This window comes from Chryseobacterium sp. C3 (assembly GCF_014218905.1).
In the GTDB taxonomy this organism is placed as follows: Bacteria; Bacteroidota; Bacteroidia; order Flavobacteriales; family Weeksellaceae; genus Chryseobacterium; species Chryseobacterium mucoviscidosis.
The window spans coordinates 294509-320165 of sequence record NZ_JACLCU010000005.1; the positions used below are offsets into that span (position 1 = coordinate 294509).

Sequence of the window (25657 nt, forward strand, 5' to 3'; positions counted from 1 at the left end):
CAACCAAAATATTACACAATAGTTTGATTTATTAAAATTTTGATTATCTTTACATTAGTATCAAATTTTTAACTAAAACAATATGAAAAATTTAAAAAAATTAAGCAAAAGCCAATTAAAAGGAATTAAAGGAGCAGGAGGAATTAAGTCTTTTCCGGATGAACCGGATTTCTGTATGTACGTTTGCGGAGACGTCATTGTATGCGCTGCATGCAGCAAAGATTTCGAATGTCCTGTAACGGATATGTAGACTGCAAAAAAGTTATAAAAAACCGTTCCTTTTGGAGCGGTTTTTATTTTTGGGAAACTTTAATCAAACAACCTCAACTGCTGATCTTTTGTTCCCGTAAACCCTTTTGTGGAAAGTTTCGGAAATTCTTTTCCATCGAAAAACTTTTTTCGCCCTATTTTAAAGATATTATGAATCATTTCTGCAATATTTCCCTCCCCTTTCTGTCTGTCAAAGAACTTTTTCTCACCTAATTTTCCGCCCCGCATGGAACGGATGAGATTTAAGACTTTCTGAGCACGGTCCGGAAATGCATTTTCAATCCAGTTCACAAAAACCGGCTCTACAGAATCATTTAATCTTACCAGAGTGTAACCGAAACTTTGCGCTCCTGCTTCAGAGATTGCTTTTAAAATGGTTAAAGGTTCATCGCTGTTTAATCCGGGAATAATCGGCGCGACCATAACATTGACAGGAATTTTAAGTTCAGACAGAATTTCTATCGCTTTCAATTTGTTTTTGGCTGTGCTGGTTCTGGGCTCCATCTTTCTTCGAAGTTCCTCATTGATGGTGGGAATGCTTAATGAAACGGACACAAGATTTTGTTCGGCTAAAGGCTGCAGAATATCGATATCGCGAAGAACCAAAGCGTTTTTTGTAAGAACATGAACCGGATGTCTGTAATCCAGACAGACCTGCAGTATTTTTCTGGTAATCTCAAACTGCCTTTCTGCGGGTTGATAACAGTCTGTATTTCCGGAAAGTAAAATTGGAGCTGGTCGATATCCTTTTTTCTGGAAAAATTTTTCTAAAAGTTCGGATGCATTTTTCTTCACCATGATCTTCCTTTCAAAATCAATTCCAGCGCTGTATCCCCAATATTCATGAGTAGGTCTTGCAAAGCAGTAGGAACATCCATGTTCACAGCCCTGATAAGGATTCATGGAATATTCCATCGGAAGATCATCGCTTTTTACCCGATTAACGATGCTTTTAGGAAAAACTTCGGTAAAGGAAGTTTTTACGGTTTCAAACTCATCATCTTCAGGCTCAAAGGTATATCGGTCGAAACGATTGTTTACATTTCGCTGTGCTCCCTGACCTTTTATGATATTTTCGTTCTGCATTGATGATGTAAAATTAGAGTGGAATGATTATAAAAAAATGAATTTTAACATTAAAGTTTTCCACAAGAAAAATCCGAAACTTTAAAAGCCCCGGATTTTAACATGATTGGATATATTTTTTAACTACTTCAGTGCATAAAATTCTACGCCATGATATTCATCGTCATAGTTTTTGTCTTCGAAATGTCTGTGATAATCCGAATAGGCATCACTGTATTTTTTATCTTTTCTGTGTAATATTTTTTTTATTCCTATGATACTTAATACTGCCAAAAGACCAACTCCTCCTGCCAGTAAAACTCCGACTTCTTTTTTCATATTCTGTCTGATTTATATATTCTCGTTATTGCAAAAAGTATACCCAAACATTTTCTGTCACGATAAATTTTGTTAACAGATATTGAAAAAATTTAAAAATATAATCTTTGCCAATACCACAACAAAGCGATCAATGGTTTAATTATTGTAGTTTAAAACAAAAATATTATTATGGAAAATACAGACAATATTGATAAAATGACAACCTTAAGTCAGGTAATGGCAAAATTGGCACAAAGAGGAGTACATCGTGAGTTCAGAATGAATGAAAAGTGCGAAATGAAGTTCGAAAATTCAGACAAGGTGTATCAGCCTTCAGAATTAACGGTTCTGAAAACGTACCGTTTTGAGGGAGACAGCAATCCTGATGATAATGCAGTGCTTTATCTGGTAAAAGATACGGCAGGAAACATGGGAATGATCATCGATTCTTACGGAGCAGACAGCAATTATCCCGGTGAAGAATTCGATCAGTTTTTAAGAGCCATCACCATTGATGAAAGCGACGATTACAATTTCTAAATTTAAATATGATAAAAATCCGGAACTTATTCAGTTCCGGATTTTTCTTTTTTCTTAAATATGCCTTTCAGAAAACCTTTCTTTTCAGTTTCTTTTTTGGGCTGCTCTTCTTTATTCTGATCGGGCTTATTCTTTATTTCATGACCTATTTCTTTTACAGACTGCTTCATGCCTTTCACATCTTCTTTTACATTTTTTACAGTCTTTTTGGCATTGTCAACCGTCTTTTTGGCACCGTCTATATTAATTCCGATCAAAGTTTTCTTCAGACCCTGTTCAATTCCTTTCCAGAAAAGGTTGAAGAAGGATTTGGTAGGATCTCTTTCCACATCTTCCACCTGTACATCTTCAGGAAGTTTTCCCGAGTCTGTTTTTACCAGAAGATTGGCAACGGCAGTTAAAAAACCTTTCTTTTCGCGGTTGTTTTTATCTAACACCGCAATTTTAAGGTCTTTATGTTTCAGATTAAAACTTCCGTTCAGCCCTTTCGGATTCCCTTTGAAATTGAACAGCATTTCCTGAATAGTTCCCGTTGCCGTAACATGAAGATAAGGACGGATGAACGGGTTGATTCCCTGCGCCGGAAGATTGGTGGTTCTTCCCGAAATAGCAAACACATCACGCTGATCTGCTACATCAAAATTCCAGTTGACCGAAAGCGGAGCAAGCTTCATAAAAGAACAGTCTATTTTAATGTCCATTCTTGTCGGTTTTCCTTTCATTTTGGCAGAGTTGAGGTTTTTAACATTCATATTAAAGTTGCTGAATGTCAGTTTTCCCGGTCCTGCACTTTCAGGCGTATCTTCTTCATACACAAGAACAGAATTTCTAAGATTCAGATTATTAACGACCATCGGAATTTTTATAGACCGTAACAATCTGGAATACAAAGGTTTTTCTTTAGGATCGTCTTTCGGGATTTTACTTCTGAAAATATTGGCATCGGCAGACTCAATAGTAACATTAGAAGCATTAATCGACTTATTCTCCGAAAACAGATCCCATGTTCCGTTTGCTGTAATCTGATTCACTTTAATATCGTATAAATCTCTTTCCACAGGAATCATTTTGATAAACTGCGCTCTCGAAACGAGAGGCTTCATCGCAAACTGAGAAAGCCGGATGTTATTTTTATCGACCTTCAAAGCGCCGGAAGTCATATGATAAAACTCGGTTTTGTAAGCAAAATTGCCCGAAGTAAGCGCATAGTTTTTTACATCAACAGCGATTCCTGAGTTGTCGGGTTTTGAGGTAAGCTGAATATCATTAATGGTCGCATTGAGACGGGCAAAACTCAACGGCTGGTTGTTTTTCTCATACGTAATATCAGAATTCTTCAGCACTACTTTTCTGATGATTATCGGAAACTGAATCCCACTGAGATTGGCTGTTTTTTTCGCTGTTTTTATTTCTCCCGCTTTGACGCTTCCTTTCACCTGATCTACCAGAACATCTTTTACATCAAGGTTCAGTTTTTTATCTACGGATTCCCATTTATTGATGTTGAAACCAATATAATTTGCGACAAGATTCATGGAAGTTTTTCCAGCTGCTGAACCATTAGGAACAACGGAAATATTTCGGATTTCTCCTTTTTTCGGATTTAATGTGAAACTTTTTACATTAAAATCCTGATGATCGGAGTACAAAATATCCTGCGCTGAAAACTGAAAATCTTTATATCCTACCGGAATCAGCTCTTCTCTTGTTTCCTTATCAAATCTCAGTTTATTGATGTTCAGGTTTGCCTTTTGTGCGTAGAGAAGTTTTTCTCCGTTAGGTTTCATCACCTGAACAGTAGCATTGTTTAGCTTAATATCTTCGAGATCAATATCAAAATTAAGCGGTTTTTTAGGCTTTACCGGAGCTGCATCGGTGGTGTAAATCTTAAAATCAGGATTATAAAAAACAGCATTTGCCAAAGAAACTTTATTCTTTTTCAGAACAATATCTTTGAACTCCATTTTTTCGATATTAAACTGAAAAAGCTGCGTCTTTTTAGGATAATATTTTTTAAACTGTTCAAAAGTAACGAGTGGAGTCAGTTGAAACTGATCAATCGACATCTGCCCGTTTCTCGTTTCTATTTTATTGATTTCCAATGCATAGATATTATCCGGACGGAAGAAGAAATTACTTCCTTTAATGGAGTACTGATCGAAAACCACAGGCAATTTATCTTCTACAGATTCTTCCGTCATCTGAAGATTTTCCACATACAGATTCAGATCCTGCACCGAAAAGAATTTCTGTTTCGTAAATCTGAAAATGCTGATATTTCCTTCATTGATTCTGATGTTGTCAAAACGTACCGGATTTCTTTTCTTTCCGGTTTTTGTATCAACTGGTTTCGCAAGAATAATATTCAGATTAGGTTTGGACAGCAGTAAATCTGATGAGCTGATCTGCTTATTGAAAATGGCATCATAAATGCCGAAACGGCTTATTTTCAAAGTATCAATCGTACCCTGAAGTCCGATAACATTGAAATTCTGAGGGTTTTTGCTGTTGACGGTAATTCCTGTCGAAAGAATATTCCCCGACAGAAGATCAACATCCAGACTTTTGTAGGAAACTTTATAATCCGTATTGTTTTTAATGTATTTCGGAAGCCTTGTTTTCAGCCAGATATTTAGCCCAAGATTTGCCAGTAAAACAATTACCAGCAAAATTCCCAGAGCAAGAAATAATTTTTTTACCCATCCTTTCATTTTTTGTGATTTGGTTTTAATTCAATATTCTATTAATTTTTAACAGTCAATTCAATTACATACCCTTCATGTCCTCTTACATTAATAAACTCGCCTCCTTCGAAACCTAAGTACTGTCCTTTAATTCCTGTTAATTTTCCTGTATATTCAGGTCTTTTATCAAGAGTAAAAGATGTTACTTTTTCAGGTTTTTCAAACGGATAATCGAATCTCCACAGATTTTCGCCTTCACTGTAGAACTTCTGGAAATCTTCAGGAAAATATTCTTTTATCTTCTGCTGAAAATCGGCAAGATCTATATCATCTTCAAAATCGTCCTGAAGCATTTTCTTCCAGCTTGTTTTATCGGCAACATGCTGTTTCAAAGCGACCTCTATCATTCCCGCTTCATATCGGTTTTCCGTTCTCGCAATAGGCAGCGCAAATGTAGCGCCCTGATCGATCCATCTTGTAGGAATCTGTGTATTTCTCGTAACCCCTACTTTTACTTCTCCCGTGTACGCAAGATAAACGGTATGTGGCTGTAACTGAATTTCCTTTTCTATATCCAAATCCCGTTCCGCAATTCCAAGATGTGCTGTGGAAAGTTCGGGACGAATGATTGTATCGCTTGCATAAGGACTTTCAAAGAAGCAGTTTTTGCAGAAGCCCATTCTGTAAATCGGTTTATTTTCGCCACAGTTTACGCATTGGTACCCCGTATGTTTTATGGTAAGTTCTTTTCCGAAAAGTTCGTTCATGTGGATAAGATCACCGGAAAGATTAAGGTAATATTGGATCGGCTCGTCGTGGAAGCTCGTCATCTTTAAAATTTGCCCTTGAAACTGCATTGTATTAAGTTTAAGTAAATATAAAAAAATTAAAATTTATTTGATTTTGTTCTCAGATTTCAGCAGGTTGATTTCTTCTTTCAAAGCATTAATCTGATTCTGAAGTTTTCTTACGTCCGGATTATTCATATTTTCAGAATGTGGCGAATATTGCCAGATTAAATGAATGTCTTTTACCAGATCATTATGTTCATCCAGCCTTTTTTTGCTGAGGGAAACGCTGTCATTCAGCACCGTAATTCTCAGAAAATTGCTTTCACCTTCTTTAAAAGGTTCATAATTGATGATGGCGAGTTCCGGATGATTTTCTCTGATCTTTTTAATGTAATTTTCAGACCGCTCTTTCAGTGTTTCTTTATCCCATTTCTTTTTGGTGAGTAAAACACTCGGAAGCAGAATAATAACAGAAGCCAGACTTATAATTAATGAGTTCTTTCTGTTCGCCGCCTTTCCTTTTTCCATGTAGTACTTCTGATAACCGAGTACAAGACTCAGAATCCATGTTCCTACCGCAATAAAGAAACAATTGATTAGGTAAAAATAAAATCCGCCCCAGAAATATTCCCAGTTTCCGTTGGCAATCCCGAATCCTGCTGTACAAAGCGGCGGAATACAGGCGGTAGAAACCGCAACTCCGGCAATTACTTTTATGGCTTCTTTTCTTACAATTCCCAGAAACCAGGCAAAACCGCCCAACAAAGCCAGAGAACAGTCGAAAATAGTCGCCGTTTTAAAACTTTCCAGTTGTGAAGTTTCCGAGTGAAAAGGAGAAACAAGGAAATACAGGGTGGAAGAACAAAGGGCAACGATAATCATCAGAAGCCAGTTGAAAACTCCCAGCTTGATCAGATGCCTGTTCCCGATTGAAAACCCGAATGCAATGCCTACAACAGGTCCCATTAAAGGAGAAATCAGCATCGCTCCGATAACTGCCGCCGAACTGTTAATATTTAAACCGATGCAGGCAATTCCCATAGAGATCACCAAAAGCCAGAGATTGTGTCCGCGAAAGTAAATTCCCTCTTCAATTTCCTGAAAGGTAAATTCTTCCTCTTCTTCTTTTGGCAGGGTGAATAATTTTTGAAAATTAATCATTTATGATATTTATAGCAAAAGTATAAAAAGAGCATACAAGTATTTTAATAAATTTGTGGAATTAAAAACCAACAAATGAATTATCTCATAACCGGAGGAAGCGGTTTCATAGGTTCCCATCTTGCTGAGCAATTATTGAAAAAAGGACATTCTGTCATAAACATTGACAATTTTGATGATTTCTACAGCTATCAGATAAAAATTCAAAATACTTTAGACGCTATTCAATATTTTTCGGATTTTGAATACTCCGGAAAAGATAATGATATTAAAAAATTAATTTCTCTTTCACAATCAAAAAATTACAGACTCTATTATCAGGACATCCGCGATAAAAAAGGGTTGGAGGAAATATTTAAGAACCATAAAATAGACACCGTCATTCACCTTGCCGCACTTGCGGGAGTCCGTCCTTCTATAGAAAGACCTTTAGAATACGAAGAAGTCAACATCCGCGGAACCATGAATCTTTGGGAACTCTGTAAAGATTTTAATATCAATAAATTTGTCTGCGCTTCCTCATCAAGCGTTTACGGGAATAATGAAAAGATCCCTTTTTCTGAAACTGACAATGTAGACAATCCCATTTCTCCTTATGCGGCAACCAAAAAATGCGGCGAAATTTTAGGACACGTTTATCACGATTTATACAAAATAGATATGATCCAGCTCAGGTTTTTCACGGTTTACGGACCCAGACAAAGACCTGATCTTGCCATTCACAAATTCACAAAATTAATTTCCGAAGATCAGGAAATCCCTTTCTACGGAGACGGAACCACCGCGAGAGATTATACTTATATTGATGATGTTGTTGACGGTATTTTAAAATCAATCCGCTATCTTGAAAATCATTCAGGCGTTTACGAAATCATTAATCTCGGCGAAAGCGAAGTGATTAATTTAAATGAAATGCTTTCCACGATAGAAAAGACTTTGGAAAAATCTGCCATCCGCAAAAATCTGCCAATGCAACCGGGAGATGTCCTGAAAACCAATGCCGATATTACCAAAGCAAGGACATTAATTGGCTACAAACCTGACACAAACTTCCAAAATGGCATAAAAAAATTTGTGGAATGGTTTTTGAGAAAATGACCTCAGTAAGCCGGAAAAAGTACTTTAAACACTTTCTGAAGGCGCACGATGAACAAAATTTAACAAAAAGAATTGAAAATCAAGTATAAAAAAGCATATAATATAAGCTAATTTTATACTTTTGCAAAAAATTAAAAAATTATGTACTGGACATTAGAATTAGCTTCATACTTAAGTGACGCACCTTGGCCAATGACTAAAGCAGAGCTTATCGACTACGCAATCAGAACTGGTGCACCAATGGAAGTAGTGGAAAATCTTCAGGCTATCGAAGATGAAGGGGAAATTTATGACGCGATCGACGAGATCTGGAGCGATTATCCTACGGACGAAGATTATCTTTGGAACGAAGACGAATATTAATGAAAAGCATTAAGCTTTAGGCACTGCTTAGAGCTTTTTTGCCCTTTTTTATATATTATTTTTACACAATAAGTGTTATTTAAAACGCTTAAAGGATATCCTTTTAAGCATAAAGCAAAAAATTTATGAGTTTTTTAAACAAAGTTCTAAAAGGGTTTTTGGGAGACAAAAAAGCGCAGGACCTAAAAGAAGTAAAAAAAGTTGTAACAAAAATCAAAGCTGTTGAACCCGCTATTCAGCAATTGTCTGATGATGGTTTAAGAGAGAAAACTGCTGAGTTTAAAGAAAATATTAAATCTGCAACCAGCAAAATCACAGCACAGATAGAACAGATCCAGGAGCAGATCAAAAATTCGAAAAACGTAGACGAAAAAGAAGCGCTTTTTACGAAGATTGAGTCTCTGAAAAAAGAATCATACGAAATTGAAGAAAAAGTTCTGAGCCAGATTCTTCCTGAAGTTTTCGCTTTGGTGAAGGAAACAGCAAGAAGATGGGCGCAAAACGGAGAAATCCGTGTAACGGCTTCAGACTGGGACAGACAATTGGCTGCCGCAGGAAAAGATTTCGTGGAAATTCAGGGCGATCAGGCTGTATGGAAAAACTCATGGGACGCTGCAGGAACGCCTGTAAACTGGGACATGGTACATTACGATGTTCAGTTTATCGGAGGGATCATCCTACACAGCGGTAAAATTGCCGAAATGGCGACCGGAGAAGGTAAAACTTTGGTAGGGACGCTTCCAATTTTCTTAAATGCACTTCCGGGAAGAGGAGTTCACGTAGTAACGGTGAACGACTATCTTGCGAAAAGAGACTCGGCGTGGATGGGACCATTGTACCAATTCCACGGAATGTCAATCGACTGTATTGATAATCACCAACCGAACTCAGACGGAAGAAGAAAAGCATACAATTCAGATATTACCTACGGAACCAATAATGAATTTGGTTTCGATTATCTGAGAGATAACATGGTAACTTCACCTTCAGAACTGGTACAAAGAGAATTGAACTTTGCCATCGTGGATGAGGTGGATTCCGTATTGGTAGATGATGCAAGAACACCGTTGATTATTTCAGGTCCGGTTCCACAGGGAGACAGACAGGAATTTGATGTTCTTAAACCTTCTATCGACAGAATCGTTGAAGTTCAGAAAAAAACAGTTTCTACGATTTTTAATGAAGCAAAAAAATTAATCGCTGCAGGAAACACAAAAGAAGGAGGTTTCAAATTGCTTCAGGCTTACAGAGGTCTTCCTAAAAGCAGACAATTAATTAAATTCTTATCGGAAAGCGGAAACCGTGCATTGCTTCAGAAAGTTGAAGCGCAATATATGCAGGACAACAACCGCGATATGCCGATCGTAGATAAAGATCTATACTTCGTTATTGAAGAAAAAAACAATCAGGTTGATCTTACAGACAAAGGTGTTGAATACATGTCTCAGGGAAATTCTGATCCTAACTTCTTCGTTCTTCCGGACATCGGAACAGAAATCGCAGAACTGGAAGCTAAGAATTTATCTAAAGAAGAAGAATTTGAAGCGAAAGAAAGACTTTTCTCTGATTTTGCAGAAAAATCTGAAAGAGTTCACACGATGAGCCAACTGTTGAAAGCATATACATTATTTGAAAAAGATGATGAATATGTGGTTATTGACGGTGAGGTAAAAATCGTTGATGAACAGACAGGTCGTATCATGGAAGGAAGACGTTATTCAGACGGTCTTCACCAGGCGATTGAAGCGAAAGAAAATGTAAAAATCGAAGCTGCAACGCAGACGTTTGCAACCATTACCCTTCAGAATTATTTCCGTATGTACAACAAACTTGCGGGGATGACCGGTACTGCGGAAACAGAAGCAGGAGAGCTTTGGGAAATTTATAAATTAGACGTGGTGGTAATTCCTACCAACCGTCCGATTTTAAGACACGACAGACAGGATTTAGTTTTCAAAACTAACCGTGAAAAATACAATGCCGTAATTGAAGAAATTGAAAAATTAACGGCTGCAGGAAGACCTGTTCTGGTAGGTACAACATCTGTTGAAATTTCACAGTTGCTTTCAAAAGCTCTTCAGTTAAGAAAAATTAATCATCAGGTTCTGAATGCAAAACTTCACAAGAAGGAAGCAGAAATTGTTGCCGGAGCAGGACAGCCGGGTGTTGTAACCATTGCAACCAACATGGCAGGTCGTGGTACGGATATTAAATTATCTAAAGAGGTAAAAGAAGCAGGAGGTCTGGCAATTATCGGAACAGAAAGACACGATTCAAGACGTGTTGACAGACAGTTGAGAGGTAGAGCAGGAAGACAGGGAGATCCGGGAAGTTCTCAGTTCTATGTTTCTCTGGAAGATAACTTAATGCGTTTATTCGGTTCTGAAAGAATTGCTAAAATGATGGACAGAATGGGACATAAGGAAGGTGAAGTGATTCAGCATTCCATGATCTCAAAATCTATCGAAAGAGCACAGAAAAAAGTAGAGGAAAACAACTTTGGAACAAGAAAGAGACTTCTTGAGTACGATGATGTAATGAACAAACAGCGTGACGTAATCTACAAAAGAAGAAAGAACGCTCTGTTCGGAGATCACCTAAAGTATGACATCACCAATATGATCTTTGATGTGGCAAATTCTATCGCAGCAAAAGGAAAAGCGACAGGAAGCTATAAAGATTTCGAATACGAGATCATCAAAACATTTACGATGGAATCTCCGGTTTCCGAAAACGATTTCAAGAATAAAACAGTTCAGGATTTAACGAATATTTTATTCAAAGCGGCTCAGGAAGATTATCAGATGAAACTGAACTTACTGAAAGAAAAATCTTTCCCGATTATCGAGAACGTTTATCAGAATCAGGGTTCAATGTTCAGAATGATTCAGGTTCCTTTCACAGACGGTCATAAAACAATGACGATCGTAACCGATCTTAAAGAGGCTTATGAAACGCAGTGCGACAGCTTAATCAATGATTTTGAAAAGAACATTACGTTATCCATCATCGATGAAAACTGGAAGCTTCACCTTCGTGAAATGGACGATTTAAGAAGATCTTCACAGGGAGCTGTTTACGAACAGAAAGATCCGTTGGTAATTTATAAGCAGGAGTCTTTCCACTTATTCAGCGAAATGATCGAGAAGCTAAACAAAGAGATTATCTCATTCTTATACAAAGGTGAAATTCCTGCATAAGAATTATTAACAATAATTTAAAAACCGTTACAATTCAGTTTGTAGCGGTTTTTTGTTGCTGTTATTCGTTCCTTTTATGACAAAAATCAATTTTATTATTTATTTAGAATAATTAAAAACAATATATTTGCAGAAAAATTTAAGGTTTCATGAAAAATGTACTGATCTGTGCTTCGCTGTTAGGTTCTATGCTAACGTTTGCTCAGGAAAAAGATTCAATTAAAGGAAATGATATTGAAGAGGTAATTGTAAACGGAAAGTATTACAAGAAATATGTAGAAAAAGAAGGTTCTTCTTCTATTCGTCTGGACGAAGAATTAATCAAGATTCCTCAGAATGTTTCTATCATTACAAACAGAGCATTAGAAGATCAGCAGGTTACCACTTTGGGAGATGGTGTTCTTAGAAATGTTGCAGGAGCTCAACGATTAGAACACTGGGGAGATATGTACACCAGAGTAAATATGAGAGGTTCCAGAGCCGCAGCTTTCATGAACGGAGTGAATGTAACTTCAAACTGGGGACCGCTTAGCGAAGATATGTCGTATGTAGACCACATTGAATTTGTAAAAGGACCATCCGGATTTTTGATGTCTAACGGTGAGCCAAGCGGAATTTACAACATCGTTACCAAAAAACCGACAGGACAGTCTCTGAACGGTTCTGCAAGAGTAACTCTCGGAAGCTTCAATATGTACAGAGGAGAAGCTGATGTAGATACTAAAATTACAGATAAAGTGGCTTTCAGATTAAATTTAATGGCTCAGAATAAAAACAGTTTCAGAGACTATGAATTTAATGACAGATACATCATTAATCCTTCCTTAAAGGTAAATCTTACCGATAAAACGACTTTAACAGCAGAATATATTTATCAGAAAGCAAAAATGTCTGAAGTAGGATCTGCTTATGTTTTCAGCTATGAAGGATACGCTACCAAACCGGTAGAATATACCATGACCGATCCCGGAATTGCACCCACTAATGTGGATAATAATACCGTAAATGTAAATATTCAGCATAAATTTAACAGCAATTGGAAACTAACGTCACAGCTAACTTATGTGAATGAATATACTTTAGGAAGCGACATCTGGCCTTCTCAATTTTTACCGAATGGAGACATGATCAGAACGCTTTATTTTTGGGAAGCAAGCAATGTGATGAAATTCGGACAGGTATTTCTGAACGGTTATTTCAAAACAGGAGCTGTTTCTCATAAAATCTTGACAGGGCTGGATCTCGGCTCTAAAAAATATATGGCAGACTGGAATCAAAAACATGATTTAGACACAGCCGCAAAACCTTTTAATATCAATTCCACTACATACAGCCCGCCTTCCAACGGATACGCTAGTTTTGACACAAGTACTTCGCTGGAAAGCAGAGCAACTCCTTACGGAACTATTGAACAAAATTATACCGGTTTATATATTCAGGATGAATTAGGATTTTTTAATGATGCTTTGAGATTAACACTTGCTGCGCGTTATACGAATGTGAAAGAAAATTCTTACGGAACCAAAGCAGAAGCAGACAAAATTACGCCGCGAATAGGAATAAGCTATTCGATTGACGATAATACTTCTGTGTATGGTTTATACGATCAGTCTTTCGTTCCTCAGGCAGGGTTTTTCAGAACCGGTGGAATTCCAAAACCTATTACTGGAAATAATATGGAAGTTGGGGTGAAAAGAGACTGGTTCGGCGGAAAATGGAATACTACGTTGTCTTTGTACAACATCATCAAAAGAAATTCTACGGTTGCAGATCCTGCAAACAGTGCTCTTGAAAACTTTATTATTGATTTGGGCAAAACAAGAGTTCAGGGAATTGAATTTGATCTGAAAGGTGAAATCACAAGAGGATTTAATGCCATCTTTAACTATGCTTTCACGGAAAACAAAATCACAGAATCCAACGATCCTGTAAGCAATCCTGTAGGAATGAGAATTCCGGGTTATGCGAAACACACGATGAACGGATGGCTAAACTATACCTTTACACAGGGAACTTTGGAAGGTTTCGGGTTATCTTTTGGAGGAACCTATCTTGCAGACCGAAGCAGTTGGAACTGGGCAAATAGCGGTACGCAGAAAGATATGGATGATTATGTAAAATTCGATGCAGGACTTTCGTGGGAAAACACAAAATTCAGAGTCGGACTTAATGTCTTCAATGTTTTCAACAGATATCTTTATTCGGGATCGCCATACGGAGCCTACTATTATTATCAGGCTGAAGCCCCGAGAAACTTCAGACTTTCTGTCGGATATAAATTTTAATTATCAATCATAAAAGTTAGCCTTTCCGGAGGCTGACTTTTCTTTCATTAAAAGTTTAATAAAAATGAGGAAAAAGCATCATCATAAAAAAAAACCAAGTGCTTTTAAAAAATGGACGGGAAAACTGCATTTGTGGCTGGGTCTTGGGATTGGATTTCTGATCTTCATTATTTCGATAACGGGAGCATTGTACGTTTTCAAGGATGAAATTGAAAATGCGACGAGAAAAGACGTGATCTATCATAACGAGCAGAACATCGAGCAGAAACAGATTCTTCCGATAAGAACGCTGGAAAAAGCAGTGGTGGCGCAGGTAAAAGAAAAATATCCGGTGCATTGGGTGAATATTCCGATTGATAAAAAGATGTCCTATCTTTTCTACTGGTACGAACACGATCCGAAAGGCTGGAATTATTTTGATGAATTTCCCATCTATAAAGTAGCTTATGTAAATCCCTATAACGGAAAAGTTTTAGGAACCTACGACGAGAAAAACGGATTTTTCCAGATCGTTAAAATGATCCACTGGAGTTTTCTTTTAAAACAGTCTTGGGGAACCTACGTTGTGGGAATTCCTGTGCTGATCTTCGTCTTCATGCTGATTTCCGGAATCATTCTGTGGTGGCCTAAAAATAAAGCGGCAAGAAAACAGCGTTTCTCTTTCAAATGGAAAAATGTAAAAAACTGGAAAAGAAAAAACTACGACCTTCACAATGTTTTAGGTTTTTATGCTTCCGTTTTCGCGCTGATTTTCTCCATTACCGGATTGTTTTACGCCTTTTTATTCATTCAGTCATCAATATATTTCATTTTTTCCGGAGGAAAAACGGTTTATCCCGACTTTTCATCCATCACAACAAAAGCGCCGATTGAATGGAGAACCGAAGGAACTTTAGACAAAATAAGCAATACCGTTAAAGCAAAATATCCCGATTCCTATAATTTCTCTATTGATCTCGGACACGAACATATGGATGACCACGAACATCCGAATTTTGAAGTCTATGTAAAACACCTCTCCTATTCCTATCACAAAAGCAGCAGTTTAATCTTTGATGAAAACTCTGGAGAACTGCTTCATACGCATGATATGAAAGACAAAAATTTCGGCGAAAAAACGGTGGGAGCCAATTATGACATCCACGTTGGATCTATTTTAGGACTTCCCACAAAGATCATTGCTTTCATTGTAAGTTTGATATGTGCCTCATTACCAGTCACCGGCTTCATGATCTGGTGGGGAAGAAGAAAAAAGAAAACCCCAAAAGCAACATAATATTTTTTTAAAATAAATCTTTGGTTAATCGTCTAATAATAAGATCTTTTTTATAATTTTAGCCTTTTAGAATTTTAGAACAGAATGTCATTAGTAGATTTGTCAAAAAACGTTGCGCTGGGAATTGATATTGGCGGAACGAACACAAAATTTGGAGTGGTAAACCACAGAGGCGAAGTTTTGGAAAAAGGAAACATCCGCACAGATGCCTATCCTACTGTAGAAGAATATATTGACGCTTTATACGAGGCGGTTCATCCCCTGATCGAAAGCCACGGAAAAGAGAAAAATTTTGATGGAATCGGGGTTGGTGCTCCCAATGCCAATTACTATACAGGAACGATAGAACAGGCTCCCAATCTTCCGTGGAAAGGAACCATCCCTTTTGCTGAACTGATGTCGGCAAAATTCGGGCTTCCGTGTACCATTACTAATGACGCGAATGCTGCAGCCATCGGAGAAATGCTTTTCGGAGCCGCAAGAGGAATGAAAGATTTTATCATGATTACTCTGGGAACAGGCGTTGGAAGCGGAATTGTTGCAGGTGGAAAACTCATCTACGGACACGACGGATTTGCCGGAGAACTGGGACATACCATCGTAAAACCGGGCGGAAGAAAACACTGGAGCACGGGTTCTGAAGGCTGTCTTGAAGCCTATGCATCCGCAACCGGAATTGCGATTACCGCAAAAAAAATGAGAGCCGAATTCCCTGAATCTTTACTGAATCAGTATCCTGAAGAATCCATCAATTCTAAAACCGTTCACGAATGTGCTATACAGGGCGATCCTATTTCTATTGAAGTGTTCCGATATACCGGACAGAAACTGGGGGAAGCTTTGGCAAATTTTGTAATGTTCTCTTCTCCGGAAGCGATTCTTTTGTTTGGCGGCGTGATAAAAGCAGGCGATTTTATTTTAAAGCCTACGAAACTTCACATGGAAAGAAATCTGCTTCCTATTTTCAGAAACAAGGTAAAATTGGTTTTCAGTGAACTGGACGAAGCGGATGCGGCTATTTTAGGCGCAAGTGCTTTGGTTTGGGAAAAATAACCGGAACATTTTGATTATCTCAGTCTGATTTCTGTTAAATTTTTAACGCAAAGTCAGCACAGATTCTTCAATAATACAGGCATCCTTTTGTAAGGGTGCTTTTTTGTTTTTATATCATCTTTGTAGATGCTTCGACAGGCTCAGCATGACACCGCTAATACTAATCTCTATGAGTAACAAATTTGCGCACTGTCATCCTGAGCGCGTAGCAGTCGAAGGATCTCTACTCTACCTTAATACCATTATTAAAATTCTCTCGCAGATGTTGCGGATAACGCAGATTTTGGATTTTTATTTGATGAAACCATTTTTGAGAATTGTGTTTGAAAAAATTTATCTCATCTATCATGACAATTTGAATTTTGAACGCATGATTGAAAAACTTTTCCTTATTTTTGATAGGTTTTTTCTCCATTGTTCACAGGAGAAAACAAGAAATTACAATAATTAATTTATGGATAACAACAATTTAGAACAGATTACTTTCGGGGGCGGATGTTTTTGGTGTGTGGAAAGCTGTTTCAATATGCTGAAAGGAGTACAGTCTGCGGTTTCCGGATATTCGGGAGGTCACAAAGACCATCCTACGTATGAAGAAGTGTGCACAGGAGAAACCGGACATGCAGAAGTGGTACAGATCACGTACGATCCTGCTGTTATTTCTTACGAACAGTTAATGGATGTTTTCTTTTTCCTTCACGACCCTACGCAGCTTAACAGACAGGGAAATGATATCGGAACACAATACCGTTCTGTTATTTATTACAAAGACGATGCGGAAAAGGCAAAAGCTGAAGCGGCAATTGAAAAATCCAAAGAATCCGGAAGATGGCAGGGAACCTATGTAACGGAAGTAACGAAATTCGATAAATTCTGGGCAGCGGAACAGTATCACCAAGGATATTATAACGAAAATCCGACTCAACCATATTGCAGCGCTGTGGTAGGACCGAAAATTCAGAAGTTTAAAAAGCATTTCGGCGAACTGGGAATGCTGAATGAACAATAATTTATTGTTTATCCGTTATCAATCATCGTGCTTTATTTTAGCTCAAAGGATTTTTTAATATGACTGATTACGGATAGCTCCAATAACGAAAAAAATCGGGCGGTTTCCTCTGGAAACCGCCCGATTTTTTTTAACATTTGCAAATGATATTCTATTCTTCCATTATCGCATTTTCTCCGGCATATGTTTCAAGGATGTGTTCGGTAACATCTTTTAAGGCTTTTCCATTTTCAGGATGCTTCCCGAGACTTGTAAAAAATTCTACATGATTATTGGTTTTGTCATACCAGACTTTTCCCATTGCATTATCAACAGTAAGTGTATCCGGTCGCATAATCTTTTTCATATTAATAAATGAGTAGCTATGCATTGGTACAACCTCAGCATGAGAATGCAGCGAACTGCTGTCCGTTGCCATATAACGGTCTTTGTCCCAATACATATACGGTTTGTCTGTCGCAGGAGAACCCCATCCCGACATAAATCCTAAAGATTTAGAAGTTTTGCTGTTTGAAAAAAAGACGCCTCCTGTTACCATTAATAAAACGAAAACCATTTCCATAATCCCCAATCCGTTTTTCTTAAAAACATCCGGCAAATTAAAAATTGGCTTATTGGTAATATTGATAACAATCTTCGATAAAGTTTGGCTTACAGCATATTCAATCGTTTTCCAGTCAAGACAAAAATCTCTAAAATTATCATATTCTAAATATCTGCTGAGATCGTCTAAAATTGTTGTCTTTATATTGTAATCTTTATCTTTTTCTACTATTGTTTTATAATAGGTTTCAAAAGATTTATAACTCAAAAAAATATTATAGTCATCATTTAATGATCTTTCGAGATGACTTACAATTCCGTAAAATGATTTTTCCGGAGTATCATTAGACGCTTTTTCGAAAACCTGTTCAAGCAGTTTTCTTTTCTGAGGTAAAAATTTTGACATATTCAACGGTTATTGGTGCGAAAATTATGAAGTTTTACATCAACATCATTACGGTTTTCCGTACTTCTCACTGAAAAAACTTTCCAAAAACTTTCCAAAAACTTTCTAACCCTTGCTTTTCCTTTCGCCGTTACTTTGCCATAGAAATCAGTGAGAAACAAACAATTAAAACAACAGAATAGAACAAAGTTACAAAACGGATTTCAAAAATTACCAGATAAAACGGAAGAAAACTCCGGGTTGGGAAGCAGATGTTTCTCTTCCGTTTTTGAAGGTTCACTTCCCAAAAAAAATTTAAGAAGCGCTTCGAAAATTTTAACAGTGTACAGCTCGGGATTTATCTCCTGAGAGGAAGAAAATTATCCAAACTCTTATAAAATTTTTAAAAAATGTTAAACTTAATATTAATGCTAATCTCATTAGCATTCGGGAATAATAATGCCAATACTTCAGGTAACAATAACAGCAATGATAACGGACAGCCAACAACGCAATTGGCAGATCCGGGAACGGGAACCAATCCGGGTAACGGAGTAGATCCAGATGGACCCGGAAGTGGAGGTGGAACAACAGGAGATACGGGACAAACCCCTCCTCCTTTTACAAATCCATAATTTAATAATGGACAGATTGCATAAATCTGTCCTTTTTGTTACTTTGCAGTATAAAACCATGAGACCATGAAAAGAATATTTTTACTAATATTATCATTTATGCTATTTTCTTGTTCAAAAAAAGAAAATATTGGAGAAAAAGAAGAAAACGCTTTACACAAAAAAGCAAGAGCTTTTAGAGATGCTAAATTTCCAAATATAGATTCTGCGTTTTACTATTATACTTTAGCCAAAGATCAATATCTTAAAAATAATGACTCTTTAAGAATTGGGCAATGCTTAGTGAATATGGCAATCATTGAAAACAAAAAGGGGGATTTTTATGGCTCTATTGAAACATCTGTTAAGGCAAATTCTTACTTTAAAAATACAAAAGACAGTACTGTTAGGAGAGATTTGGCTTCAAGTTTTAACAACATGGGAATAGCTTCAGCTTTTATGTATAATTATGACGATGCTATCAAATTTTATAAAGAAGCCATTCAATACGTTATCACTAATGACAAAAGGCTTACATATTATAATAATCTAGCCGTTTCCTTATTATACAAGAAAGATACAAAACAAGCTTTAAAATATTTAAGCCATTCAATTTTAGCCAAAGATAGTATTGATTATTCCCGTGCATTAAATAATTTTGCTAAAGCTAAATTTTGGGAAAATAAAAATTATAACCCTCTTCCTGAATTTTATAAAGCTTTAGAAATTAGACAGAAAATAAATAATATTGAAGGATTAAATTCAAGTTATTCTACTTTGTCTGATTATTTTAAAGATAGAGATAAAAATAAAGCTCTTTTTTATGCTCAACAAATGCTACAAACAGCAATAAGAGTAAAAAATCCTGAAGATAAACTTCAGGCATTGAATAAACTTATTAATCTTGACAATAACAATATTATTAAATATTTCAATGACTATCAACACCTCAATGATAGTTTAATGATTTCTAGAAATAGAGCTAAAAATCAGTTTGCATATTTTAGATATGGAATTGAAACTGAAAAAGCCGAAAATTTAAGTTTAAAAGCCGATTCAGCAGAAAAAGATAATCATATTCTACGTCAATATTTTCTTTTAGTTATTTTAATTATTGCTATAATTTTTATCATAATCTGGTATAGAAGAAGGCAATTAAAATTAAAACAGGAAAAAGAACTCGAAGTCAAAAACACCCAGCTCAAAATGTCGAAAAAAGTGCATGATGTGGTTGCGAATGGATTGTACCATATGATGATTGATGTTCAGAACAATCCTGAAATGGATAAGACCAAGATTCTTAATAATATCGAAAAGATGTACGAAGAATCCAGAGATATTTCGCACGAAAATATCGCTGAAAAGGATTTTGCACAACGCTTTATTAACATGATTACCTCCTACTCTTCTGAAGAAGTAAAAGTTCTGCCGGTAAGTTATAAAGAAAGCATTTGGGAAAACATTCCTTACAACACACAGCTCGAGCTGTACTACATCATAAGGGAAATTCTTGTGAACATGAAAAAACACAGCAAAGCTCAGCGTGCATCTGTTAAATTTGAAAAAAATGATAAAAATTTAACCATCAGATATACCGATAACGGCGTAGGAATCGATGATCTGGAGCAGCAAAAAGGCACAGGAATCCATAATACGGAAAACCGTATTGAAAGCATTGGAGGAGATATTACTTTTGAAAAAAATCCAACAGGTGGATTAATTATTGAGATAACCATACCAATACAATCGAAATATGTTTAAAAAAGTACTGATAGCCGAAGACCATGAAGTCAGAAATTTAGGAGTGGTAAATGCCCTTACCGAATTACAGATTCCGCATTTTGATTTTGTAAATTATTGTGATGATGCCCTGCAAAAAATAAAAGCCGCTGCAACTGCTGATTCCTATGATCTGCTGATTACAGATCTGTCCTTTGATGAAGATCACATTGAACAGAAAGTCAATTCCGGTCAACAGCTCATTGAAGAAGTCAGAAAAATTCAGCCCAACCTGAAAGTAATAGCGTTTTCCATTGAGAAGAAACCGAAGATTATTGATGATCTTTTCAAAATACACAACATCAATGGTTTTGTAAGCAAGGGAAGAAATGACGGAAAAGATCTCAGAAGCACTATTAAAAAAGTTTTTTCCGGAGAAACCGTTATTCCACAGGAGATTTTAAATTCCATAAGAAATACGTCTTTCGAATTTACAGAATACGATGTTACGCTTATTGAGCTCCTCGCCAAAGGATGGAAACAGGGCGACATTGAAAAACATTTTAAAGAAAATAAAATTACGCCCGACAGCAAAAGCGCTATCGAAAAAAGACTGAATGATCTCCGCTACGAACTGGGAGCCAAAAACAACATCGAACTTGTTGTGATGTGCAAAGACATCGGCATCATCTAATGCCACACTTCATCGAAAAACTAATAGCCTTTCAGGAAACCTGGAAGGTTTTTTTATTAAATATTCTGCGTTTACGGTTTTCCGTAACCGATCGAAAATTAATGCTCATATTTTTGAAATGTAAAAACAACTAAAAATTATCAGCATGAAAAAACTACTATTAACAGGAGTATTAGGCTTAGGATTATTGTTACCGACAACCATATCCGCATCAGCACACCATAGCAACTCAAAAGCAACTACCGAGTTTTTCTCTAAAAAAATAAAGAAATCTAAAGCGAAGAAAAGCAGAAAAACAAGGAGAAGCAAAACCAGAAGCTCCAGAACTTACTCTCAAAGCAAAGGATGTACGTATAACGGAAATCAGTTATTCGTTGGATCGAGAGGAGGATGTTATTATTACTCCGGAAACAGCAAAGAATACGTAGACAGATCTTATTGTTCCGGCTGTAACTAAATGTAGAAATCCTAAAAACCAACAACCATGGGAAAATTCGTCATCACACAAAGAGTAAACAAAGAGTATCAGTTTAATCTGAAAGCCGGAAACGGTGAAATTATTTTAACAAGCGAAGGCTACGTTCAGAAAGCATCCTGTATAAAAGGAATTGAATCTGTAAAAATTAATTCTCAGGACGATTCCAGATACGACAGAAGAGAGGCAGTGAACAAGAAAGATTATTTCGTTCTGAAAGCAAGAAACGGCGAAATCATTGGGAAAAGTCAGCTTTACAGCACAAAATCCGGAATGGAAAACGGAATCGTTTCCGTAAAAAAAAATGCTCCGGAAGCAGAAATTACAGATGAAACTTTAAAAAAATAAAATCATGGATCTTAAAATTAAACTGGAACAGCTTCACCAGAAAGTAATCGGGCTAAAAGACCAGATCGGAACAGAAGAAGCCACAAAAAACGCTTTTGTGATGCCTTTTATTCAGATTTTAGGATATGATATTTTTAACCCTACAGAAGTGGTTCCCGAACACGTTTGCGACATCGGAACCAAGAAAGGCGAAAAAGTAGATTATGTCATCAAAAACAATGATGAGCCTATTTTCATCATCGAATGCAAACACTGGAAAGAAAGTGCAGATGCACACAATTCTCAGCTTCACCGATATTATCACGTTTCCAAAACACGATTCGGCGTTTTAACGAACGGTATTGTTTACAATTTTTACACGGATCTTGAAAAGCCCAATATTATGGATGAAAAGCCTTTTTTCACCATCAATATTGAAGATCTGAAAGACAGCTCTATCAAAATTCTGGAAAGCTTTACCAAAAAAGACTACAATCTGGAAAGCATTCTGGATTCTGCGGAAGCTTTAAAATACATCAAAGCCATCAGAAAAGAATTCGAAAAGGAAATTGAAAATCCGTCCGATGAACTGGTAAAACTTCTTGTGAACCGTTTCTTCGAAAAGCCGTTAACAGCAAACCGAATGGTCTCGTTTAAAGAATACGCAAAAAAAGCATTAACAACTTCTATTAATGAATCCATCAGTTTCAGGCTAAAATCTGCTTTAAGCATTAATGAACAGATCGAACAGCGCGAAGATGATGTAAAAACTTCACAGCCCATCCATGAAACCAACGATTCTAAGATTGTAACCACAGAAGAAGAGCTGGAAGGCTTCCAGATCGTAAAAGCCATTCTGCGGGAGAAAATACCTTCTTCAAGAATTGCTTACAGAGACACGCTGTCTTACTTCGGAATTTTACTCGACGACAACAACCGAAAACCGCTTTGCAGACTGCATTTTAATACCGCTAATAAATATCTGGAGATTTTCCACAACGGAAAAGATGCCGGAGAAAAAGTTTTATTAAACAGTCTGGACGAAATCTACAACTATAGAAATCAGCTTCACCAGACATTAGAAAATTATAATTAACCATGAAAAAACTAATACCCTTCATCATAATCGCCTTCGGTTTTTTTCTTTTAAACTCTTGCTTTAAAGCAAACGACAATATCGGGCACGACGGAAGATGTACAGGTTCTGCCTATTGTACCGCCTGTTCCAACTGTTCGCGGTGCGGACATTGCAGCAGCGGCGGAACCTGCGGAGTTTGCGGCGGTGGATCTTCAGAAAGTTATTCTTCCGGCAGAAGTTCAACCAAGAAAAGAAAAATCAAGAAACACACTGCTTCCGATTATTATACTTCTTCAAAAACAAAATCCAATAAGCCTCAAAAAATTATTATTGATGAGGTAAACGTAGATCTTAGTTCCAACCGATACATTACCGGAATTGCAACCACCAATATTTACGAAAAGCCATCTCTCAGCTCTAAAGTAGTAACAAGAGTTTATAAAAACGAAAAGCTCATTCCTCTTTCCAAAGAAGGTTCATGGTACAAAATAAAGGTAAATCTTCCGGCAAGAAAGGGTATGTTTTTTATAAGGATGTGAAGTAATATCAATCTTAAATGAATCGAATTATTAAAAATAAAAATCTTTGATTTTCTTGCGCCTTAAAAAAGCTGAATTTTAGTAAACTTTGCGTCTTGACGAAAAATCCAACAACAAAAAAGCGAAGAATCAATTCCTCGCTTTTCTTTATTTTCTGAGCATTTCCGTATGTGGAATGTCGTCTTCCAGATATTTTTTTCCCGTATCTTCAAACCCGAAATCTCCATAAAATTTCAGCAGGTAATCCTGCGCAGAAATCCTGATTTCAGAAGTGTGGAAACGGTTTTCGATCGTTTCAACCGCATATTGGATCAATTGCTTCCCTAAGCTTTTTCCTCTTGTCTTTTCTGTGGTTAAAACCCTTCCTATTGAAGCTTCATCATATTTTATACCTTTGTCGAAAATCCTGCAGTTCGCCAAAACTTCGCCGTCTTCTTCTGCCCAGATGTGAACTGCTTTCTGATCATAGCCATCTAAATCCGGATAAGGACAGTTCTGCTCCACTACAAAAACATCAATTCGGGCTTTTAAAACCGCATACAGTTCAGGAACCGTAAATTCGTTGAAGGTTTTTATTTTCCAGACAATATTACTCATCAAAGCTTACATTGTTATTGATCAAAAATTCATTGGTTTTCTGGATGAAACTTAAGATTTCATCACCACCCTCCTTCTTTTCTGCTGAGGTTACATATAATTCCGGCAGATCTTCCCATGTTTTATGAAGCTCTGCTTTATAATCCTCCACATTTTTAATCACAACATTCGGCTTCAGCTTATCTGCTTTTGTAAACACGATAGAAAACGGAACTCCGCTTTCACCGCACCACTGGATGAATTCCAGATCAATATTCTGAGGTTTGTGTCTGGAATCTACCAAAACGAAAAGATTAACCAGATTTCTTCGGTTCAGAATATAATTGGTGATCAGTTTTTCAAAATCCTTTCTGATGGATTTCGAAACTTTTGCATATCCGTAACCCGGTAAATCTGTGAGATACCAGTTTTCGTTCACTAAGAAATGGTTGATAAGCTGGGTTTTACCCGGAGTCTGGGACGTTTTCGCCAGATCTTTATGATTCATCATTGCATTGATGAGCGAAGACTTTCCTACATTCGATCTTCCGATGAAAGCATATTCAGGAAGATTCGGTTCCGGGCAATCCTGCCATTTTCCGCTGCTCTTTACAAATGTTGCTGTTTTAATAACCATTTTATTGAATATTTTTAGAAAAACAAACCATTAAGAAAAGCTCTTAATGGTTATTTTATATTGTATTTTAAACTTTATCTTTTACCCAGTTATAAAGAATTTCATTGAATTCATCGGGTTTTTCCATCATCGCTGCATGACCGCAGTGATCGATCCAGAACAGATCTGAATTCGGAATAAACTTATGCATATCTTCCGCAACTTCAGGAGGCGTTACATTATCCTGTTTTCCCCAGATCAGACACGTAGGTGTTTTAATCTTAGGCAGATCGTTCAGCATATTGTGTTTAATGGCACTTCTTGCCAACATTACGGTTTTTATACCCTTCATTCGGTCATTTACCACGGCAAAAACCTCGTCTACCAGATCTTCGGTTGCTACGGAAGGATCATAAAAAACCTCCTCGGTCTTCTTTCTTATATAGGAACGGTCATTTTTTCTCGGAAAACTGTCTCCGAAAGTTCTCTCATATAATCCTGAACTTCCTGTAAGGACAAGATTTTTAATAAGATCCGGTCTTGCCAGTGTAAGAATAAGCCCTACATGACCTCCCATAGAATTTCCCACAATCGTTACAGGACCTTCAATATGGGTTTCTATAAATTTAGCAATATACTTTGCTAATGTCGTAAGATTAGTATTGAGTACCGGCAAATCGTAGATCGGCAACTGAGGAACGTATACTTTGAATCCTCTGTCTGAAAAAAAATCTACCATCTTATCGAAATTACTCAAACCACCCATTAAACCGTGCAACAGCACCAATGGATGTCCTTCCCCCGCTTCTACGAAAGTATATTTCTTTTCTTTTTTTGTACTAAATATCATAAAATGCCTTAATAAAGCCTTGCAAAAATACAAATTAAACCTCAAAAATATTTTGATTACCCTAATTTAAAATAAAAATAATATATCAAACTCTTTTTTAAAGTTTTTTTTAAAAATCTATTTAT

General features: G+C 36.7%; 25 protein-coding genes. 16 read left to right on the forward strand and 9 right to left on the reverse strand.

Going from position 1 to position 25657, the window contains the following annotated elements:
* Nucleotides 1-82 precede the first annotated feature (82 nt).
* The gene (locus tag H6W53_RS13275; RefSeq protein WP_165762945.1) at nt 83-250 is read left to right on the forward strand and encodes a bacteriocin-like protein; all 168 of its coding nucleotides are present in this window, start codon (nt 83-85) and stop codon (nt 248-250) included.
* Nucleotides 251-309: 59 nt separating this feature from the next.
* Here the strand turns inward: H6W53_RS13275 and H6W53_RS13280 are convergent, their stop codons facing one another.
* Nucleotides 310-1356, reverse strand: coding sequence for a PA0069 family radical SAM protein (locus H6W53_RS13280; protein ID WP_185207457.1), 1047 nt, complete (start codon nt 1354-1356; stop codon nt 310-312).
* A 123-nt stretch (nt 1357-1479) separates the two neighbouring features.
* Nucleotides 1480-1674, reverse strand: coding sequence for a hypothetical protein (locus H6W53_RS13285; RefSeq protein WP_087706921.1), 195 nt, complete (start codon nt 1672-1674; stop codon nt 1480-1482).
* 171 nt (nt 1675-1845) lie between these two features.
* On the opposite strand from H6W53_RS13285, the gene H6W53_RS13290 reads away from it, so the two are divergent.
* Nucleotides 1846-2196: a hypothetical protein gene (locus H6W53_RS13290; RefSeq protein ID WP_087706923.1), complete on the forward strand. Its 351-nt coding sequence runs from the start codon at nt 1846-1848 to the stop codon at nt 2194-2196.
* Nucleotides 2197-2222: 26 nt separating this feature from the next.
* Here the strand turns inward: H6W53_RS13290 and H6W53_RS13295 are convergent, their stop codons facing one another.
* Genes H6W53_RS13295 through H6W53_RS13305 form a run of 3 tightly spaced genes read right to left on the reverse strand, consistent with a single transcriptional unit; the run spans nt 2223 to nt 6832 of the window.
* Nucleotides 2223-4907 carry a hypothetical protein gene (locus H6W53_RS13295; RefSeq protein WP_185207459.1) on the reverse strand — a complete coding sequence of 895 codons (2685 nt, stop codon included), beginning with the start codon at nt 4905-4907 and terminating at the stop codon, nt 2223-2225.
* A 32-nt stretch (nt 4908-4939) separates the two neighbouring features.
* Nucleotides 4940-5737 carry a DUF2797 domain-containing protein gene (locus tag H6W53_RS13300; protein ID WP_185207462.1) on the reverse strand — a complete coding sequence of 266 codons (798 nt, stop codon included), beginning with the start codon at nt 5735-5737 and terminating at the stop codon, nt 4940-4942.
* Nucleotides 5738-5773: 36 nt separating this feature from the next.
* Nucleotides 5774-6832 carry a DUF389 domain-containing protein gene (locus H6W53_RS13305; protein ID WP_185207464.1) on the reverse strand — a complete coding sequence of 353 codons (1059 nt, stop codon included), beginning with the start codon at nt 6830-6832 and terminating at the stop codon, nt 5774-5776.
* A 75-nt stretch (nt 6833-6907) separates the two neighbouring features.
* Between H6W53_RS13305 and H6W53_RS13310 the strand changes: the two genes are divergently transcribed.
* From H6W53_RS13310 to msrA, 7 genes are all read left to right on the forward strand, one after another.
* A complete protein-coding gene (locus H6W53_RS13310; RefSeq protein ID WP_185207466.1) occupies nt 6908-7930 on the forward strand; it encodes a GDP-mannose 4,6-dehydratase in 1023 nt (340 codons plus the stop codon).
* Nucleotides 7931-8071: 141 nt separating this feature from the next.
* Complete coding sequence (locus tag H6W53_RS13315) at nt 8072-8293, forward strand: DUF2795 domain-containing protein (protein WP_027382805.1); 222 nt, start codon at nt 8072-8074, stop codon at nt 8291-8293.
* 125 nt (nt 8294-8418) lie between these two features.
* Nucleotides 8419-11493, forward strand: coding sequence for a preprotein translocase subunit SecA (gene secA, locus H6W53_RS13320; RefSeq protein WP_185207468.1), 3075 nt, complete (start codon nt 8419-8421; stop codon nt 11491-11493).
* A gap of 149 nt (nt 11494-11642) precedes the next feature.
* Nucleotides 11643-13778 carry a TonB-dependent siderophore receptor gene (locus H6W53_RS13325; protein ID WP_185207470.1) on the forward strand — a complete coding sequence of 712 codons (2136 nt, stop codon included), beginning with the start codon at nt 11643-11645 and terminating at the stop codon, nt 13776-13778.
* A gap of 64 nt (nt 13779-13842) precedes the next feature.
* Nucleotides 13843-15054, forward strand: coding sequence for a PepSY-associated TM helix domain-containing protein (locus H6W53_RS13330; RefSeq protein ID WP_185207473.1), 1212 nt, complete (start codon nt 13843-13845; stop codon nt 15052-15054).
* A gap of 84 nt (nt 15055-15138) precedes the next feature.
* On the forward strand, nt 15139-16107 hold the full coding sequence (locus tag H6W53_RS13335) for an ROK family protein (protein WP_087706940.1): 969 nt from the start codon (nt 15139-15141) through the stop codon (nt 16105-16107).
* Nucleotides 16108-16561: 454 nt separating this feature from the next.
* Nucleotides 16562-17116 (forward strand): peptide-methionine (S)-S-oxide reductase MsrA, encoded by a 555-nt coding sequence (gene msrA / locus H6W53_RS13340; RefSeq protein ID WP_087706943.1) that lies wholly within the window; start codon nt 16562-16564, stop codon nt 17114-17116.
* Between the two features lie 151 nt (nt 17117-17267).
* Here the strand turns inward: msrA and H6W53_RS13345 are convergent, their stop codons facing one another.
* On the reverse strand, nt 17268-18065 hold the full coding sequence (locus tag H6W53_RS13345; RefSeq protein WP_185207482.1) for a hypothetical protein: 798 nt from the start codon (nt 18063-18065) through the stop codon (nt 17268-17270).
* A 407-nt stretch (nt 18066-18472) separates the two neighbouring features.
* Between H6W53_RS13345 and H6W53_RS13350 the strand changes: the two genes are divergently transcribed.
* The 7 genes from H6W53_RS13350 to H6W53_RS13380 all read left to right on the forward strand — a co-directional run bounded on the left by H6W53_RS13350 (nt 18473) and on the right by H6W53_RS13380 (nt 23490).
* Entirely contained in the window at nt 18473-18679 is a 207-nt protein-coding gene (locus H6W53_RS13350; protein WP_185207484.1) for a hypothetical protein, read from the forward strand.
* A 66-nt stretch (nt 18680-18745) separates the two neighbouring features.
* On the forward strand, nt 18746-20419 hold the full coding sequence (locus tag H6W53_RS13355) for a tetratricopeptide repeat-containing sensor histidine kinase (RefSeq protein ID WP_185207486.1): 1674 nt from the start codon (nt 18746-18748) through the stop codon (nt 20417-20419).
* On the forward strand, nt 20412-21071 hold the full coding sequence (locus tag H6W53_RS13360; RefSeq protein ID WP_185207488.1) for a response regulator: 660 nt from the start codon (nt 20412-20414) through the stop codon (nt 21069-21071). The genes H6W53_RS13355 and H6W53_RS13360 overlap by 8 nt, the downstream gene beginning before the upstream one ends.
* A gap of 145 nt (nt 21072-21216) precedes the next feature.
* Entirely contained in the window at nt 21217-21528 is a 312-nt protein-coding gene (locus tag H6W53_RS13365; RefSeq protein ID WP_185207490.1) for a hypothetical protein, read from the forward strand.
* 27 nt (nt 21529-21555) lie between these two features.
* Nucleotides 21556-21894, forward strand: a complete 339-nt coding sequence (locus H6W53_RS13370; protein WP_185207492.1) for a YegP family protein — start codon at nt 21556-21558, stop codon at nt 21892-21894.
* Between the two features lie 4 nt (nt 21895-21898).
* Nucleotides 21899-22969, forward strand: coding sequence for a type I restriction endonuclease (locus H6W53_RS13375; RefSeq protein WP_076391210.1), 1071 nt, complete (start codon nt 21899-21901; stop codon nt 22967-22969).
* 2 nt (nt 22970-22971) lie between these two features.
* Nucleotides 22972-23490, forward strand: a complete 519-nt coding sequence (locus H6W53_RS13380; RefSeq protein WP_185207495.1) for an SH3 domain-containing protein — start codon at nt 22972-22974, stop codon at nt 23488-23490.
* Nucleotides 23491-23637: 147 nt separating this feature from the next.
* On the opposite strand, the gene H6W53_RS13385 is transcribed toward H6W53_RS13380, so the two are convergent.
* From H6W53_RS13385 to H6W53_RS13395, 3 genes are all read right to left on the reverse strand, one after another.
* A complete protein-coding gene (locus H6W53_RS13385; RefSeq protein ID WP_185207497.1) occupies nt 23638-24087 on the reverse strand; it encodes a GNAT family N-acetyltransferase in 450 nt (149 codons plus the stop codon).
* The gene (gene yihA, locus H6W53_RS13390) at nt 24080-24703 is read right to left on the reverse strand and encodes a ribosome biogenesis GTP-binding protein YihA/YsxC (protein WP_087706970.1); all 624 of its coding nucleotides are present in this window, start codon (nt 24701-24703) and stop codon (nt 24080-24082) included. Before yihA ends, H6W53_RS13385 begins: the two co-directional genes overlap by 8 nt.
* A gap of 67 nt (nt 24704-24770) precedes the next feature.
* Nucleotides 24771-25532: an alpha/beta fold hydrolase gene (locus H6W53_RS13395; protein ID WP_087706973.1), complete on the reverse strand. Its 762-nt coding sequence runs from the start codon at nt 25530-25532 to the stop codon at nt 24771-24773.
* Nucleotides 25533-25657: the final 125 nt, after the last annotated feature.

Bases quoted from the DNA above. Each gene is read 5' to 3' on its own strand.
- H6W53_RS13365 (WP_185207490.1), top strand. From the start codon at position 21,217: ATGAAAAAACTACTATTAACAGGAGTATTAGGCTTAGGATTATTGTTA.
- H6W53_RS13310 (WP_185207466.1), top strand. From the start codon at position 6,908: ATGAATTATCTCATAACCGGAGGAAGCGGTTTCATAGGTTCCCATCTT.
- H6W53_RS13280 (WP_185207457.1), bottom strand. From the start codon at position 1,356: ATGCAGAACGAAAATATCATAAAAGGTCAGGGAGCACAGCGAAATGTA.
- H6W53_RS13360 (WP_185207488.1), top strand. From the start codon at position 20,412: ATGTTTAAAAAAGTACTGATAGCCGAAGACCATGAAGTCAGAAATTTA.
- H6W53_RS13300 (WP_185207462.1), bottom strand. From the start codon at position 5,737: ATGCAGTTTCAAGGGCAAATTTTAAAGATGACGAGCTTCCACGACGAG.
- H6W53_RS13275 (WP_165762945.1), top strand. From the start codon at position 83: ATGAAAAATTTAAAAAAATTAAGCAAAAGCCAATTAAAAGGAATTAAA.
- H6W53_RS13285 (WP_087706921.1), bottom strand. From the start codon at position 1,674: ATGAAAAAAGAAGTCGGAGTTTTACTGGCAGGAGGAGTTGGTCTTTTG.
- H6W53_RS13315 (WP_027382805.1), top strand. From the start codon at position 8,072: ATGTACTGGACATTAGAATTAGCTTCATACTTAAGTGACGCACCTTGG.
- H6W53_RS13355 (WP_185207486.1), top strand. From the start codon at position 18,746: ATGAAAAGAATATTTTTACTAATATTATCATTTATGCTATTTTCTTGT.
- H6W53_RS13395 (WP_087706973.1), bottom strand. From the start codon at position 25,532: ATGATATTTAGTACAAAAAAAGAAAAGAAATATACTTTCGTAGAAGCG.
- H6W53_RS13350 (WP_185207484.1), top strand. From the start codon at position 18,473: ATGCTAATCTCATTAGCATTCGGGAATAATAATGCCAATACTTCAGGT.
- H6W53_RS13385 (WP_185207497.1), bottom strand. From the start codon at position 24,087: ATGAGTAATATTGTCTGGAAAATAAAAACCTTCAACGAATTTACGGTT.
- H6W53_RS13345 (WP_185207482.1), bottom strand. From the start codon at position 18,065: ATGTCAAAATTTTTACCTCAGAAAAGAAAACTGCTTGAACAGGTTTTC.
- yihA (WP_087706970.1), bottom strand. From the start codon at position 24,703: ATGGTTATTAAAACAGCAACATTTGTAAAGAGCAGCGGAAAATGGCAG.
- H6W53_RS13335 (WP_087706940.1), top strand. From the start codon at position 15,139: ATGTCATTAGTAGATTTGTCAAAAAACGTTGCGCTGGGAATTGATATT.
- H6W53_RS13375 (WP_076391210.1), top strand. From the start codon at position 21,899: ATGGATCTTAAAATTAAACTGGAACAGCTTCACCAGAAAGTAATCGGG.
- H6W53_RS13330 (WP_185207473.1), top strand. From the start codon at position 13,843: ATGAGGAAAAAGCATCATCATAAAAAAAAACCAAGTGCTTTTAAAAAA.
- H6W53_RS13295 (WP_185207459.1), bottom strand. From the start codon at position 4,907: ATGAAAGGATGGGTAAAAAAATTATTTCTTGCTCTGGGAATTTTGCTG.
- H6W53_RS13305 (WP_185207464.1), bottom strand. From the start codon at position 6,832: ATGATTAATTTTCAAAAATTATTCACCCTGCCAAAAGAAGAAGAGGAA.
- H6W53_RS13325 (WP_185207470.1), top strand. From the start codon at position 11,643: ATGAAAAATGTACTGATCTGTGCTTCGCTGTTAGGTTCTATGCTAACG.
- secA (WP_185207468.1), top strand. From the start codon at position 8,419: ATGAGTTTTTTAAACAAAGTTCTAAAAGGGTTTTTGGGAGACAAAAAA.
- H6W53_RS13290 (WP_087706923.1), top strand. From the start codon at position 1,846: ATGGAAAATACAGACAATATTGATAAAATGACAACCTTAAGTCAGGTA.
- H6W53_RS13370 (WP_185207492.1), top strand. From the start codon at position 21,556: ATGGGAAAATTCGTCATCACACAAAGAGTAAACAAAGAGTATCAGTTT.
- msrA (WP_087706943.1), top strand. From the start codon at position 16,562: ATGGATAACAACAATTTAGAACAGATTACTTTCGGGGGCGGATGTTTT.
- H6W53_RS13380 (WP_185207495.1), top strand. From the start codon at position 22,972: ATGAAAAAACTAATACCCTTCATCATAATCGCCTTCGGTTTTTTTCTT.